Below are 14,147 nucleotides of genomic sequence, written 5' to 3' on the forward strand. Positions count from 1 at the left end.
CCCATTACACTCCCCCCTGCATTGCCCCTCCCACCTTCCGGAACTCCCCGCATGAGCGTCCTGTTTTCCCCGATCAAGCTGCGCGGCCTGACGTTGAAGAATCGCATCGTGGTGTCGCCGATGTGCCAGTATTCGGCCGATGACGGCGTCGCCACCGACTGGCACTTCACCCACATCAACAATCTCAGCCTGTCGGGCGCGGCGATGTTCTGCATCGAGGCGACGCATGTGGAGGCGATCGGCCGCATCACGCCGGGCTGCCTCGGGCTCTACAGCGATGCCTGCGAGGCCGCGCTGAAGCCGATCCTCAATTCGGTGCGCAGATATTCCTCCACGGCGATCGCGATGCAGCTCGCCCATGCCGGCCGCAAGGCCTCGAGCGCGCGGCCCTGGGATGGCGGCCAGCTGATTCCGGTCGGCGACGGCGGCTGGCAGACGGTCGGCCCGAGCGCGGTGCCGCACAAGGAGGGCGAGGCCGCCCCGCTGGCGCTGGATGCTTCGGGCCTCAAGCGCATCCGCGAGGCCTTCGTCGATTCAGCGAAGCGCGCCGCGCGGCTCGGCATCGACGCCATCGAGGTGCACGGCGCGCACGGCTATCTCCTGCATCAATTCCTGTCGCCGATCTCGAACCGGCGCACCGACGAATATGGCGGCAGCCTCGAGAACCGCATGCGCTATCCGCTCGAAGTGTTCGACGCCGTCCGTGCCGCATTCCCCGCCGACAAGCCGGTCGGTATGCGGGTGTCGTCGACCGACTGGGTCGAGGGCGGCTGGGATCTGGCGCAGACCATCGAATTTGCGCGCGCGCTGAAGGCGCGCGGCGTCGACTGGATCGATGCCTCCTCCGGCGGCGTCTCGCCGCTGCAGAAGATCGCGCTCGGCCCCGGCTATCAGGTGCAGTTCGCGGACGCCATCAAGCGCGAAACCGGCCTGCCCACCATCGCGGTCGGCCTGATCACGGAAGCAAGGCAGGCCGAGGAGATCGTCGCATCGGGCAAGGCCGACATGGTCGCGCTCGCCCGCGGCATGCTCTACGACCCGCGCTGGCCCTGGCACGCCGCCGCCGAGCTCGGCGGCGAGGTCGAAGCGCCGCCGCAATATTGGCGCTCGCAGCCACAGGCGCAGAAGGCGCTGTTCGGCAAGACCACGTTCGGCGCGAGGTGAGGGGCGAGTGGTGCGATGACGGCGCGATAATCTCCGCTGTCGTCCCGGACAAGCGCAAGCGCAGATCCGGGACCCATGCCGCGTGATCCCTCGATGGCGCGGAGTATACGTCGATCAAACAACTTCGAATCTTCGTCAAACCCCTCCCTGTGGTTATGGCGACGAGCGCAAGCGCTCGCGCGGAGGTCCCGGATCGGCGCGCGCTTTTAGGCGCGCTTGTCCGGGACGACAGCGGGGTGTTGGAGGCGCCGTCCTACCTCACCTCCGTAACTCCCCCCACCTTCCACGCCCCCCGAAACTGGCCTAACCTTCCACGCAGCCGAGGCAATGGAGGGCCGCCCATGCGTTATCCTGTTCGCAAAGCTGCTCACATCTTCGAGCGCGTCGGCCTTGCGATGGCCGGTGCATCGTGCGGGCTGTTCGTCGGGGCCTATGTCGGATCGGCGATTCCCGTGCTCACCACCCAGGGCTTCCTGCTGCTGATGATGGTGCTCGGCGGCATCGGCTTCTATCTTGGCATCGACACGCCGCAGCTGCCGTTCGACGATGCGCACAGCCAGATCGACGCCGCCGAATTCATGAGCTCCGCCGGCACGCTGCTTGCCACGCTCACCGCCTTCGTCTCCGTCTTCGTCATCGTGCTGCGGATTGACCCGCACATGCTCTGGACCTGGCTCGTCCTCGCCGGCTGGCTCGCCGGCGTCGTCATGCAGATCGTCGCGGGCGCCAAGGCGAGGATGCGGAAGTAACTTTCTGACCCTCCCCTCCAGGGCAGGGCTATCGCATTTGAGAAACTTTCCCTGCGGCCATCCTTCGAGACGCCCGCCTTTGGCGGGCCCTCAGGATGAGGACCGAGTGCCTGACAGCAGTTTCCGCAAGCAAAGATGCCGCTCAGCCTCATCCTGAGGAGACCGCAAAGCGGTCGTCTCGAAGGACGAGGCGCTCGCTCAGGCGTCGCCAGGAACTCACATGCGATGGCCCTGCCCTCCCGTGGAGAGTCAGCAGCAGCACGGCTCAGAACACCACGCCCACGCGCGTGCCGCGCTTCCAGGCGATGCGGCAGCGCTTCTTGGTGTTGACGTGCAGCAGCTCGAAGCGATCGGGGATCGTCACCTGGCCGCCGAGATCGACGCAGGCCCCGCCGGGCGAATAGTCGATCAGCGTGCAGGGGATCACCGGCGCGCGCGGGTCGGTGATGATCTTGGCCTGGCGCGACACCAGCCCTGCGGGCTTGACGCGGACATGGCGGCGCGGATGCATTGGCACTCTCCTCCAATTCCGCATCTAGCGGCGGGTTCGGGTGACGATAATGCCGGGGAGTTGATGCGAAGCAGCTAAGGCCGGCAGGAGAATTTTAACGAAAAGTGCCGGCGAAGGCTGCAAGCGGCATGCGGATTCTACCCCTGCGTCTGCTTCTTGCCGAAACGGTTCTTCAGACAATTGGCCGACGAACAATACTTTCGGTGCTTTGCGAAAGCCGATCCGTCCATAGCGCAACTGCCGGAGGGACATTGTCCGTTGTCAGTGCTCATCTTGGCTGTCACGGCATGCGTCGAGAACCACCAGCCGCAACTTTGTCGCGGGTTCGATGGCGATCAGCACCCGATCCAGCGACAATGCTTCGTCATAGATGTCGGTGTCGCGTTCGAGAGCGGCATCGATCGGAACGAGATAGTTGACCCCATCGACCTCGATGCCATGACTCGCATAGTAGACGACCGCAACCTCGGCATCGCGGGACCGTTCGATGAAATCGCGCAGCGCCCACCGCGCCCGCCCGCAGAGCGAAGCTCGCCCGTGGGGCGCGTGTGTGGGGCGGGTGATGTCCCGGCAGGGGCCGTGCTCAACGCGAGGGACCGTCATCCCATCCCGTCATACGGGCCCCTCTGACACCTGGCGCCTATGATCCGTCGCGGCATGCGCTCGCGATGTAGATGCCCAGCTCGTTGGTCTTGATGAGCGCGTACGGATCGGCCACTCCTTCTTCCCGCAGCCATTCAATCTGCAATTCGTAGGCCTGGCGTTCGTAGGCAGCAATACAGGGAAGGACGATGTTGTTTGCCCTCTGCACGTGGTGCACCACTTCGTGCAACAGAGTGCTTTTCTGTCGCAGATCATCGGGTCGCCAGCCCTGAGGCAGGTAGATCGCCCCCTCGTCGCGATTGTAGAGCGCCTGCAACTCCAGCCCGCGGTCCTCCGGCGAGCCATGTCGCATTGCCATGTCCGCCGCTGTCACGAAATGGATCCGCGGATGATCAGGAGCCGACAAGCCGGTCTTGGCAACGATCCATGCGATGTAGATTGCGATCAGATTTTCCAAGGAAACGGCTTCCTGCAGTAAGATGCGCAGCGCGGCCTGCTGGTGACGAGGATTTTCGAGTTTCCTATTCTGCTAGGTTGGCCCCGCGGCGGATTGCCTGGGATGCGCGATCAGATGTGCGTACTGACGCAGGATCCGATCAGCCTGAAGGCGTCGCGAGCTTCGCAGCGCCGACGCGATGGAAGCAAGGAAGCGCCGCCCTTCATTCGCGATTGGAAACGACGCAGAAGTCGGCAGTGCGGACGAAGGCTGCGAAGTGTTTTTCATGATCAGGACGCCAGGGTCGGTTGATGACGTGGAGCGCTGTCAGCGCGATATCTGGAACCGTTGGCATCGACGGCTGGCCGCGCGACGGCGGCGGTTGCAGGGGCGCAATCCAGCATCGCCGGGCGCTTCAGCGTGATCGGTTGCCAGAAAAAGCGACGCGCCTCGGCATGCGCTTCGAACGCGTCGACGCCGATATCGCGTAGAAACTCGGATCTGTCCCTGATATCCGCGCGCAGCTCTGACCGGAAGCAGGCGCGCTCCCACCATGTGAAAGGCAGTCGCGCAAGCGGATGGTCGGCGTGGCCGCGTTCAATCATGTAGATCTGCAGGAAAACCTCCCGAGGCAGTGTGGTCCGCGATGACGTTTCTGAAAAGAAAGCGCGTGGAAATTCACCGCTCGATGCTCGCTTTTGCAGCGGAGCGGCGCATGACGGGATGGTGAAAGAGCCGGGAAGCCATTCGGTTCTCGGTTCGCTCTCCGGCGGGCCTCCCAATGTCATTACGGTGGGAGGACCCGCTTCCCGACAACCGTGCCGACTATCGCGCCGATTGATGGGTCTGAGAACTACCTGGAAAGGTGGTTCGTTGTGCTTTATGGATATACACGCGCGGTCGGCGGCCTGCACACGCTTCGGGAATGACATGCATCTCTCCACGGGTCCTGTCGATCCGCAAAACCAAGAAATCTATGCACTCTGGGATCAGCTGGCCGACTTCTCGGTCTCCGACGGTGACGCCGCGCTGACGCACCTGCTGTCCGCACTGCGGACCATGTTGTCGGCACGCAATGTTCTGTGGGGGGCGGTCGTGCGATTGCCGTCACGCAAGCGGACCGATCCCCTGCTTGGCTGGCGTCCGCGCCTTGTCCGGGTGCTGGACCCGATACCGGCCGTGGCGGCATCCGTGCAGAAGCAGTACGATACGCTCTGGTCCGCCAACGTCGATCTGTCTCAGATTCTGTCCATGTCGGGAGATGAGCCGTTCCGCGTCCGCCTGTTGTTCGAAACGCTGCCGCCGGAATGGTTCGAGGGCGAGCATTATCGCCGGCACTATCTGGATGTCGGATTCGCCGACAGCATTTCAGTGCGCATTGCGCTCAATGAGGACGTGAGAATCCGCCTGTTCGTATTTCGCGATGCGCAGGCACCCCGCTTCTCGGCGCAGGACGGCCAGCTTCTGGGCTTCACGATGCGGGGGTTGAGATGGTTTCACCGCCAACAGCTGCTCAGTCACGGTCTGCTCATCGCCAACGCGGCCCTGACAGCCGCCGAGCGCAGGGTCTTGCTCTCGCTGCTCGACGGTCACGCGGAAAAGGAGATTGCGCAGAAGCTTGGCCAAAGTCCGAACACCACGCACTTCCACGTCAAGTCGATCTACGCCAAGTTCGGCGTGCGCAACCGCGCGGCGCTCGCCGCGCTCTGGCTCGGCAAGCTGCGATGATGCGTTGAGCCCGAGCGTCAGCCATACGTCAATCTCGGCGCAAGGCGCACGCCAGGGACTCTGCGCAGGGCGCACGCCAAGGACAAGCTGTCCCCTCCGGAACTGACGCTCGCTCGCAGCCGCCGGGTGGCAGCGTCACGCCCGAGGTGCAAGACCTCCACCGTGCCCCGGCAAGCTGACGTTGATGTTTCCGCGCCCTAGTCCGTCGTCGGCACTCCGGGCGCCGGCGAAGCCGCGCCCTCCGTCCCTCCGGCCGTCTCCGCGTGCCCCGGCCCCACCGGCATCGGCACCGTCACGTAATCCTTCGGCATGTTCACCGGCCGGTAGTCGGGCTCCACCGCCATCCGCTTTAGCACGCTCTCATGCACGTGCGCGCCTTCGGGGATGACGCGCGGCTCGCGGTCGGGGATGTAGAAGCCGAAATGGACCTTCCGCGCCGGCCATTCCTTGTACCTGGCCTTCTTCGGCAGATACTCCAGCACGCGCCAGGCCGGCGTCATCGAATCGTGCAATTGGCCCGTCCTGCCGGTGTAGGCCGGCGCGACATAGTGGAACGGCGAGTTCTTGCGCTGGACGCCCCAGGCGAGCTGGTTCACCGTGCGCGGGTTGAAGTTCAGCCCGGCCTTCGCGGCTTCCTCGATCATCCAGATCAGCGGGTATTTCGACTCGCCGCTCTCGGCTTCCGGATAGCCGCCGCCGACGTCGCAATGCACGCCGGCGAACCACACCTGCAGAATGTCCTGCGGCACCTTCTTCTCGTCGGGCACGTAGCGGTTGCTCCAGAAGTCCTGCGGCTCCCGGTATTGCTTCAGGCGGAACATGCAGCGCCGCTCGTCGATCGCGATCGCCTGCCGGAAGATCCTGACGCTGGGGTTGCGCAGCGTGAAGGCGAGCTCCTCCAGGCTGAACAGGAAGAAGAAATTGTCGCGCCGCGGCACGATCACGCTCGCCACCGTGTCCCAGACGCCGATGAAGTGGATGGTCGGCCAGCGCGTCGAGGTGATGCGCGCGAACTGCGCGGCGAGATCGAATGCGTCCTTCGGCAGCGGCCCGCTTTCGTCGGTCGCGATGCCCTCGACGTCTTCGATCGCGTTGCCGCGCCCGGTGCCGGAATACTGCTTGTAGGCGACGAGGCCCGAGCCCGCGAGGTTCGCCTGCTCCGGCGAGATCAGCCCGATCTTGTGAATGAGCCCCGCCAGCACCCGCACGGTATAGGCCCCGCGCGAGAAGCCGAACAGGTAGATGCGGTCGCCCGGCGCATAATGCTCGACCAGGAAGCAATAGGCCGAGAGCACGTTGTCATCGAGCCCGTAGCCGGTGGCGAGCCCCAGCACCATGTTGACGTTGGCCTTGAAGCGATGCCACGTCGTCGGCTCCGTCACCGTGCCGACCCCGGGATCGTAATAGACCATCTGTCGCGGCGACGTCCTGTCCGTCTTGCGCAGGCAGCGATAGAGCTTCAGGACGTTGGAGATGTTCTCGCTGATCTCGTTCCCGGTGCCGTCACAGCAGATGACGAGGTGTTTGGGCTCGGGCTTGCGGTCGGGAGTGGCTGCCTGATCCATGGGATGCGCCTCGGGGTGATGCTACCGGGGCGAGTATAGCGCGATTTGGCCAATTTTGCGAATAACAACGCTGGTCTTGCAAGCGCCACTCATACTACATCGCATCTTTGACGCGCGTAATTTCGCTAGCCAGGTAGGAGGAAAGGCCGGCAGCCTCTGGCGAGAAACGCTGAAGGAAAGCTCGTGCGGCGGAAGCATCCATGTCCTTGTTGATACTTTGTCCAGCAACTATGCCAGCTGTGTGACGCGAAAGACCTAAGCTCATCAGCTGAATCATTGTTTGAGAAGCTGCGCCAAGTTCTAGGTAAAGCGTTAGAGCAGGGATCTTTGTTGCGCTTGAAGCGTGATCGCAATCAATCAAGGCGCGTTTTAGGACTGCAGTATAGCATCCCAGCAAGTTAACGTAACGAAAGCGAAGATCGCTCTCAATGTCAGTTAGAACCTCTCTTATTACAGTGCGGTTACTTCGCGATCGACCTTTCTTCTCGTGATATTTTATCGCCTCGTCGATTATCGAGGGAAGCGATTCGCCACGCATCCAGCGAAGAGCGAGCGGTGCCCAATATAGATGGTGCCGCCCAGAGTTGAGCTCTAAATATTTGTGTACTCGCGCAAAGACTGGCCTCAGTTTGTTCAACGCATCCATAAACGGAGAGCTTGGGTGAGGTGGAATGAGGTACTCGGCACCTTTTTCTCGGATTTTCTCCACCATGTACTCGTACAATTGTTGTTGCCGAAAAGCAGATATCTGCGGGCTGGCGTCTAACGTATCAACGTCGATGCTTATTTGAGAACTCGCAGTCTCCAATGCTTGGCGCATTTGCGTGCGTGCATCGGGTGATAGAGTCGCGACTCGATCGAATGTTTCGTCGAGTTGACCGCGCCTTAGCCTCATCCCCCAAGCGGATTATTCGAGCGTAATCCTTCAACGGATCAGCATTCTCTAAAAGAGGGGCGTATAGCTTTTGGGGAAGGCAGTACGGGATAAGGCAGTCGTAAAGATATTCGACAAACTCGCCGATGGTTGGCACTCCATCTGCAAATGATATGTAGTAAAATTTGCCCGCTAATCGATGCTGTCCTGTGGACCAATTGTATGGAATTTCCTTCAGCCTAATTCCCAGGCTGGAGTGATCCTTCAATAAGTCTAGGATTGCGGCGGCTAAGGCCACATCAGATAAGGCTGAATCCGATCCGCCCGTAACCTTCTTGGTCAACGGCTCTTCCCCCTAGCGAGACACTAGGTTAGATGGCAGGAAAACTCCATTTCGACCATAGGATGAATCGCTCCGAAGAAGCACCTATCGCCCACAAACAAAAACGGCCGGATCTTCCGATCCGGCCGCAACGCAAACTCTTACTCGGCTAAGCCTACGCCACGCGACGCTACTTAGCCCCCGCCCAATTTCCGAAAACTCAGCTCGCCTGCTTGGCCGGCTGCGCGTCGCCGACCTTCTTCTGGATGGCGCGCTTCAGCTCGAGGGCGCGCGGCGACAGGTTGTCGGCGTTGGCCTTGAGCAGGAAGGGGTCGAGGCCGCCATTGTGGTCGACGCTCTTGACCGCGTTGGTGGAGACGCGCAGGCGCACGTTGCGGCCCAGCGCTTCCGAGATGAACGTCACGTTGACGAGGTTCGGCAGGAAGCGGCGCTTGGTCTTGATGTTGGAGTGGCTGACCTTGTGGCCGACGAGGGGGCCCTTGGCCGTCAGTTCGCAGCGGCGAGACATGGCAAAAATCCTTATCCTGAACCCCCAACGATCTGCGGCCGCCATTCGGGGCGCCACGGGGGCAAATTCTTTTGTCCTTGCAGGGAGCGGGCGGACGTATAGGGGGGAAGGGGCGGGACGTCAAGGTTTTGGGCGGGGATTCGTACCCCGCGCTTTGTCCCACGCGAGGTGTCATCGCCCGCGCAGGCGGGCGATCCAGTACGCCGGGGCGGCGCGGCTGGAGGCGAGGGGCCGCGGCGTACTGGATGTCCCGCCTTCGCGGGGCATGACAGTGGAATATGGGGGGAGAGGGTTACCGCCCGATCACCAAAACGGCAATGATTATCGCGTCTTACCATCACATAAAGGGCGTATTCGCCGCCGAAATATCAGGTGGAGTTCCGGGGCGGATACGTCCGGACACATTGTTTGCCGCGGTTTTTGGTTTAAGTAACAGCGCATCGCGCCCCGATTGGATAGCTTCGTGCTTGCAACGTCCCATTTTGCGCAGGATTTGCGCTCAGCCCGGCCGCGCCTGGCCGGCTGGCTGATGGCGCTTTGCGCGCTGGCCCTGGCGTGGGGCGCGGTGCCGGCCGCGGCGCAAGGCAAGCTCGAGGCGCAGTATGAGGCCTCGCTGGCGGGCATTCCCGTCGGCAAGGGCGCCTGGAACATCGACATCCAGGACGACGTGTTTTCGGCGGCGGCCGCCGGCGGCACCACGGGGCTCTTGAAGTCCTTCACGGGCGGCTCGGGCACCGGCGCCTCGCAGGGCCGCGTCGTCAACGGCGCGCTGGTGGCGACCGGCTACCAGGCCTCCACCACCACCCAGAAGAAGACCGAAGAGATCCGCATCACCCTCGACAAGGGCAATGTGAAGGATTTTGCGATCCTCCCCGAACCGCCGGTCGATCCTGATCGCATCGTCGTCACCGAGGCGCATCGCCGCGGCGTCTGGGACCCCATGACGGCCTCGCTGCTGCGCGTGCCCGGCACTGGCGATCCCGTCTCGCCGGACGCCTGCCACAACGGTGCGCCGGTGTTCGACGGCCGCATGCGCTACGACCTCAAGCTCGATTTCAAGCGCATGGAGACCGTCAAGGCGGAGAAGGGCTACAAGGGCCCGGTCGTCGTGTGCTCGCTCTATTTCGTGCCGGTCGCGGGCTACATCCCCGATCGTCCCGTGATCAAATACCTCGCCGCCCAGCGCAACATCGAGATCGCCTTCGCCCCGGTCGCCGGCACGCGCATCCTGGTTCCGTTCTGGCTGAAAGTGCCGACGCCGCTCGGGCCCGCCTTGCTGGAAGCCACCAGCTTCATCACCTCGGCCCAGCCGCCGCGCGTCGCCAAGACGCAGTAGGCGAGGACGGAGTCCCTTCTCTCTCCGCCGTCATTCCGGAGCGCGCCGTAGGCGCGAGTCCGGAATCCATCGCGAGACAGTCGCTGCGGCCCGATGGATTCCGGGCTCGCGCCAAGGGGCGCGCCCCGGAATGACGAAAGAATTCGGGTCCAAAACAGACCCCAATTATTTCAATCACTTACCTACTGTGCATGGGGTTGTTTTCGCGAAAAAGGCGCCCGCTCAGCACCCGCGTCATGGCCGGGCTTGTCCCGGCCATCCACGTCCTTGCTGCGCGGGGTCGAGAACGTGGATGCCCGGGACGAGCCCGGGCATGACGGCAGAGCGAGACAAACGGGAATCCATTTGACTCCTCCCCGATTCTGATTCGACTCCGCTCCGTCCCCAGCTTTAACCGATACGGTCGCTTGTGCGACCGCGCAAAACTCCATCTAGTGCACAACCAACGCGAGTCCCGCGACATGTTGCGAGAACGGAACGGGACTCAACGGGGAGTCAGCGATTCGGCCGCGATTCGTTCTAGAGTCGTTCCGAAGCTTAAGGCGAACGGGAAAAGCGTCGCAAAGTGAAACAGTTGCGGAGGATTCGGCGAGGGCGTTCCCGCACCCACGGTGTCATCGCCCGGCTTGACCGGGCGATCCAGTACGCCGAGGCGGTTGTGGTCGAGCGGAGAGGCCGCGCCGTACTGGATGCCCCGGTCGAGCCGGGGCATGACAGTGGAGCGTGGTTGCCGCGCAGCGTTCGGAGACATGGCGGACACCCAGCCCCCCGCCCGCCTCATCCAGCACTGACATTCGCCCCAATCGCCACTACCTAATCCCCAGACATGGCTTTTTCCTCCTCCCCCTTCGCCTCCGAGCGCGCACCGTCCGATCGCGTGTCTGGCGCCGGCGTCACTGCGGTGCTCGGACCGACCAACACCGGCAAGACCCATCTCGCCATCGAGCGGATGCTCGCGCATCCCTCCGGCATGATCGGCCTGCCGCTGCGCCTGCTCGCGCGCGAGGTCTACAACAAGATCGCCGCCAGGGCCGGCGAGGCCAGCGTCGCGCTCGTCACCGGCGAGGAGAAGATCAAGCCGAAGAACCCGCGCTATTGGGTCTCCACCGTCGAGGCGATGCCGCGCGACCTCGACGTCTCCTTCCTCGCCGTCGACGAGGTCCAGATCGCCGCCGATCTCGAGCGCGGCCACGTCTTCACCGATCGCATCCTCAACCGCCGCGGCCGCGACGAGACGCTGCTGCTCGGGGCTGCGACGATGCGCCCGATCATCGAGCGCCTGTTGCCGGGCGTGTCCATGATCACGCGTCCCAGGCTGTCGCAGCTCGAATTCGCCGGCGACCGCAAGATCACGCGCCAGCCGCGCCGCACCGCCATCGTCGCGTTCTCCGCCGATGAAGTCTACGCCATCGCCGAGCTGATCCGCCGCCAGCACGGCGGCGCCGCCGTGGTGCTGGGATCGCTGTCGCCCCGCACGCGCAATGCGCAGGTGGCGATGTTCCAGAACGGCGATGTCGACTATCTCGTCGCCACCGACGCCGTCGGCATGGGCCTCAATCTCGACGTCGACCACGTCGCCTTCGCCTCCGACCGCAAGTTCGACGGCTACCAGTTCCGCCGCCTGACGCCGGCCGAGTTCGCGCAAGTCGCCGGCCGTGCCGGCCGCGCCACCCGCAACGGCACCTTCGGCACCACGGGCCGCTGCGCGCCGTTCGAGCCCGAGCTCGTCAACGCGCTGCAGAACCACACCTTCGATCCGGTGAAGGTGCTGCAATGGCGCAATTCGAAGCTGGATTTCTCCTCGCTCGGCGCGCTCCAGGTGTCGCTGAACCTCGCCCCCGGCCACGAGGCGCTGACGCGCGCGCCCATCGCCGAGGACATGCGCGTGCTCGACCACGCCGCCCGCGACGGCGAGGTGCGCGATATCGCGCATGGCAAGGCCGCCGTGGAACGGCTCTGGGAAACCTGCCAGGTCCCCGACTACAGGAAACTGTCGCCCGCCGCCCATGCCGAGCTGGTGACGACGCTGTACGGCTTCCTGATGCGGAAGGGCTGCATTCCCGATGCCTGGTTCGAGTCCCAGGTCACCCAGGCCGACCGCATCGACGGCGATATCGACACGCTGTCGGCCCGAATCGCGCAAATCCGCACCTGGACCTTCGTCGCCAACCGCCCGGACTGGCTGAGAGACCCCGAACGCTGGCAGGGGATCGCGCGGGAGGTCGAAAATAAATTATCGGATGCGCTCCATGAACGCTTGACTGAGCGTTTCGTTGATCGCCGGACCAGTGTATTGATGCGCCGCCTGCGGGAGAACACGAGCTTGAATACTGAAATCGGCAAGACCGGCGAAGTCATCGTCGAAGGCCATGTCATCGGCCGCCTCGACGGCTTCACCTTTGCACCGGATGCGGCGGAAGCCGGCTCCGATGCGAAAGCCTTGCAGGCCGCAGCGCAAGCGGTGCTCGCCGGCGAGATCAACGCGCGCGCCGAGAAGCTCGGCAATGCGCCGGACGAGCAGTTCGTGCTGACCTCCGAAGGCATCATCCGCTGGACCGGCGATGCCGTGGCGCGGCTGTCTGCCGCAGACGACGCGCTGCATCCGCGCATCCGCATCATCTCCGACGAGCGCCTGACCGGCGGCCCCCGCGACAAGGTGCAGGCGCGGCTCGAGCTCTGGCTCAAGACGCATATCGAGAAACTGCTCGGGCCGATGTTCGAGCTGTCGAAGGCCGAGGACGTCACCGGCATTGCCCGCGGCATCGCCTATCAGCTGGTCGAGGCGCTCGGCGTGCTCGAGCGCCCGAAGATCGCCAGCGAGCTGAAGGATCTCGACCAGTCCTCGCGCGCGACCTTGCGGAAATACGGCGTCCGCTTCGGCGCCTATCACATCTATTTCCCCGGCCTGCTCAAGCCCGCCGCGCGTGCACTCGCTGCGCTGCTCTGGGCGCTGAAGCAGGACAACGTCGATCTCTCCGCGCTCTCGGGCGCGCAGCATCTGGCGTCGTCGGGCCGCACCTCGTTCCCGGTCGACAAGCAGCTGCCGCGCGATGCCTATCGCGTGCTCGGCTACAAGCAGGCCGGCGAGCGCGCCGTGCGCGTCGACATCCTGGAACGCCTCGCCGATCTGATCCGCCCGGCGCTGGCCTGGCGCGACAACTCGCCCGGCGAAAAGCCCGCCGGCGCCTTCGACGGCCGCAGCTTCGTGGTTACGCAGGCGATGACCTCGCTCACGGGTTCAGCCGGCGAAGACTTTGCCTCCGTGCTGCGCGCGCTCGGCTATCGCATGGAGAAGCGTCCGCCGCTGCCGCCAAAGCCGGTTGTCGTCGAAACGGTTGCGGCCGAAACGCCGCCCGCAGAGGGCAGCGCGGAGAGTTCGACCGAGACTTCGACCGAGACCGCGGCGGAGGCCGTTGCCGGCCTGCCGGCGGAGACGACCGTCTCCCCCGAAGCCGCTGACCAGGCCGTCACGGTCGAAGACGCGCCCGGCATGGAGCCGCACGACGAGCCCGCCCATGAGGAGCCGGCGCTCGAAGCCTCTCCCGAGATCCCCGTCACGCCCGAAGATGCTCCCGGCATTGCGCCGCCGGCAGAAGAGGCTGTGACGTCCCCCGATGCTGCGACGTCCCCCGAGGCTGAGGGGCTCGAAGCCGCTCCGGCCGAGACCGCCGCCATCGAAGCCGCTGCCTCGCCCGATGCTGCTGCGCCGGTCGAGGCCGCGGCGACAGCCGCCGAGCCCGTGCTTGTCGAGGTCTGGCGCCCGGCCGGCCGTCACGAGGATCGCAAGCCGCGCCACGAGCGCCATCGCCACCAGCGTCACCGCAATCAGCGTTCGCGGCCCGGCGCTGAGGCTGGCGCTGCGCCCGATGCAGCGAGCGCCGCGCCCGGCGAAGCAGCCGACGGCGCGAAGCCGGGCCATCGTCACGGCGGCGGTCGCCGCGATGGCGGCAGGGACTTCCGCAAGGCGCGCGAAGGCGCAGCGGACGGCACGCCGCGTCCCGAGGGCCGCGACGACAGGAATCGTCGTTTCGAGGGCAAGGGCGGCGACAAGGATCGCAACCGCGACAAGGGCAAGTTCGGTGGAGACCGCGACAAGGGCCGCGACAACCGTGGCCGTGACCGCGACAAGGGCCGCGACCGCCAGGGTGGTCCGTCGCTCCGTCCCTACGCCTCGAGCGCAGGCCCCCGCGAGCGCGACCGCCCGGCCGATCCGAACTCGCCCTTCGCCAAGCTTGCCGCGCTGAAGGAGCAGCTGTCCGGCCGGAAGGAGTAACGTCGCGTTTTCAGGCGACGTACGGAGCGGTTCGCGTGAAGACAATGCGTCGGAAGG

The 14,147-nt window shown here is 64.5% G+C and carries 12 protein-coding genes and 1 pseudogene; 5 read left to right on the forward strand and 8 right to left on the reverse strand.

Features of this window, described 5'->3' with window-relative positions:
* The first annotated feature begins 51 nt into the window (after nucleotides 1–51).
* Together H1B27_RS35790 and H1B27_RS35795 are read left to right on the forward strand one after the other, a co-directional pair.
* Entirely contained in the window at nucleotides 52–1,164 is a 1,113-nt protein-coding gene (locus H1B27_RS35790) for an NADH:flavin oxidoreductase/NADH oxidase (RefSeq protein WP_197969278.1), read from the forward strand.
* Nucleotides 1,165–1,505: 341 nt separating this feature from the next.
* Nucleotides 1,506–1,913 carry a hypothetical protein gene (locus H1B27_RS35795; protein WP_197969279.1) on the forward strand — a complete coding sequence of 136 codons (408 nt, stop codon included), beginning with the start codon at nucleotides 1,506–1,508 and terminating at the stop codon, nucleotides 1,911–1,913.
* 265 nt (nucleotides 1,914–2,178) lie between these two features.
* Here the strand turns inward: H1B27_RS35795 and H1B27_RS35800 are convergent, their stop codons facing one another.
* The 4 genes and pseudogenes from H1B27_RS35800 to H1B27_RS35815 all read right to left on the reverse strand — a co-directional run bounded on the left by H1B27_RS35800 (nucleotide 2,179) and on the right by H1B27_RS35815 (nucleotide 4,068).
* A complete protein-coding gene (locus H1B27_RS35800; protein WP_165936267.1) occupies nucleotides 2,179–2,424 on the reverse strand; it encodes a PilZ domain-containing protein in 246 nt (81 codons plus the stop codon).
* A 276-nt stretch (nucleotides 2,425–2,700) separates the two neighbouring features.
* Nucleotides 2,701–2,934: pseudogene (locus H1B27_RS35805) on the reverse strand (caspase family protein); the annotation flags it as partial.
* 130 nt (nucleotides 2,935–3,064) lie between these two features.
* On the reverse strand, nucleotides 3,065–3,484 hold the full coding sequence (locus H1B27_RS35810; protein ID WP_061882615.1) for a DUF6647 family protein: 420 nt from the start codon (nucleotides 3,482–3,484) through the stop codon (nucleotides 3,065–3,067).
* A 269-nt stretch (nucleotides 3,485–3,753) separates the two neighbouring features.
* A complete protein-coding gene (locus H1B27_RS35815; RefSeq protein WP_131872640.1) occupies nucleotides 3,754–4,068 on the reverse strand; it encodes a hypothetical protein in 315 nt (104 codons plus the stop codon).
* A 31-nt stretch (nucleotides 4,069–4,099) separates the two neighbouring features.
* Here H1B27_RS35815 and H1B27_RS41130 point away from each other — a divergent pair, with 31 nt between their 5' ends.
* The gene (locus H1B27_RS41130; RefSeq protein WP_311977596.1) at nucleotides 4,100–5,191 is read left to right on the forward strand and encodes a helix-turn-helix transcriptional regulator; all 1,092 of its coding nucleotides are present in this window, start codon (nucleotides 4,100–4,102) and stop codon (nucleotides 5,189–5,191) included.
* Between the two features lie 197 nt (nucleotides 5,192–5,388).
* On the opposite strand, the gene H1B27_RS35825 is transcribed toward H1B27_RS41130, so the two are convergent.
* From H1B27_RS35825 to rpmB, 3 genes are all read right to left on the reverse strand, one after another.
* Entirely contained in the window at nucleotides 5,389–6,756 is a 1,368-nt protein-coding gene (locus tag H1B27_RS35825; protein WP_197969281.1) for a T6SS phospholipase effector Tle1-like catalytic domain-containing protein, read from the reverse strand.
* Between the two features lie 94 nt (nucleotides 6,757–6,850).
* The gene (locus H1B27_RS35830) at nucleotides 6,851–7,576 is read right to left on the reverse strand and encodes a hypothetical protein (RefSeq protein WP_197969282.1); all 726 of its coding nucleotides are present in this window, start codon (nucleotides 7,574–7,576) and stop codon (nucleotides 6,851–6,853) included.
* Between the two features lie 596 nt (nucleotides 7,577–8,172).
* Entirely contained in the window at nucleotides 8,173–8,481 is a 309-nt protein-coding gene (gene rpmB / locus H1B27_RS35835) for a 50S ribosomal protein L28 (RefSeq protein ID WP_061882608.1), read from the reverse strand.
* Between the two features lie 526 nt (nucleotides 8,482–9,007).
* Between rpmB and H1B27_RS35840 the strand changes: the two genes are divergently transcribed.
* Complete coding sequence (locus H1B27_RS35840) at nucleotides 9,008–9,817, forward strand: DUF3108 domain-containing protein (protein ID WP_197969305.1); 810 nt, start codon at nucleotides 9,008–9,010, stop codon at nucleotides 9,815–9,817.
* Between the two features lie 484 nt (nucleotides 9,818–10,301).
* On the opposite strand, the gene H1B27_RS35845 is transcribed toward H1B27_RS35840, so the two are convergent.
* Nucleotides 10,302–10,529 (reverse strand): hypothetical protein, encoded by a 228-nt coding sequence (locus tag H1B27_RS35845; protein WP_197969283.1) that lies wholly within the window; start codon nucleotides 10,527–10,529, stop codon nucleotides 10,302–10,304.
* Between the two features lie 114 nt (nucleotides 10,530–10,643).
* Here H1B27_RS35845 and H1B27_RS35850 point away from each other — a divergent pair, with 114 nt between their 5' ends.
* Nucleotides 10,644–14,090 (forward strand): helicase-related protein, encoded by a 3,447-nt coding sequence (locus H1B27_RS35850; RefSeq protein ID WP_197969284.1) that lies wholly within the window; start codon nucleotides 10,644–10,646, stop codon nucleotides 14,088–14,090.
* Nucleotides 14,091–14,147 lie beyond the last annotated feature (57 nt).

The organism is Bradyrhizobium diversitatis (assembly GCF_016031635.1).
Taxonomy (GTDB): Bacteria; Pseudomonadota; Alphaproteobacteria; order Rhizobiales; family Xanthobacteraceae; genus Bradyrhizobium; species Bradyrhizobium diversitatis.

Excerpts from the sequence above, each read along its gene's own strand:
- H1B27_RS35790 (WP_197969278.1), top strand. The coding sequence starts at position 52 with ATGAGCGTCCTGTTTTCCCCGATCAAGCTGCGCGGCCTGACGTTGAAG.
- H1B27_RS35795 (WP_197969279.1), top strand. The coding sequence starts at position 1,506 with ATGCGTTATCCTGTTCGCAAAGCTGCTCACATCTTCGAGCGCGTCGGC.
- H1B27_RS35800 (WP_165936267.1), bottom strand. The coding sequence starts at position 2,424 with ATGCATCCGCGCCGCCATGTCCGCGTCAAGCCCGCAGGGCTGGTGTCG.
- H1B27_RS35815 (WP_131872640.1), bottom strand. The coding sequence starts at position 4,068 with ATGATTGAACGCGGCCACGCCGACCATCCGCTTGCGCGACTGCCTTTC.
- H1B27_RS35825 (WP_197969281.1), bottom strand. The coding sequence starts at position 6,756 with ATGGATCAGGCAGCCACTCCCGACCGCAAGCCCGAGCCCAAACACCTC.
- H1B27_RS35830 (WP_197969282.1), bottom strand. The coding sequence starts at position 7,576 with ATGCGCCAAGCATTGGAGACTGCGAGTTCTCAAATAAGCATCGACGTT.
- rpmB (WP_061882608.1), bottom strand. The coding sequence starts at position 8,481 with ATGTCTCGCCGCTGCGAACTGACGGCCAAGGGCCCCCTCGTCGGCCAC.
- H1B27_RS35845 (WP_197969283.1), bottom strand. The coding sequence starts at position 10,529 with ATGCCCCGGCTCGACCGGGGCATCCAGTACGGCGCGGCCTCTCCGCTC.
- H1B27_RS35850 (WP_197969284.1), top strand. The coding sequence starts at position 10,644 with ATGGCTTTTTCCTCCTCCCCCTTCGCCTCCGAGCGCGCACCGTCCGAT.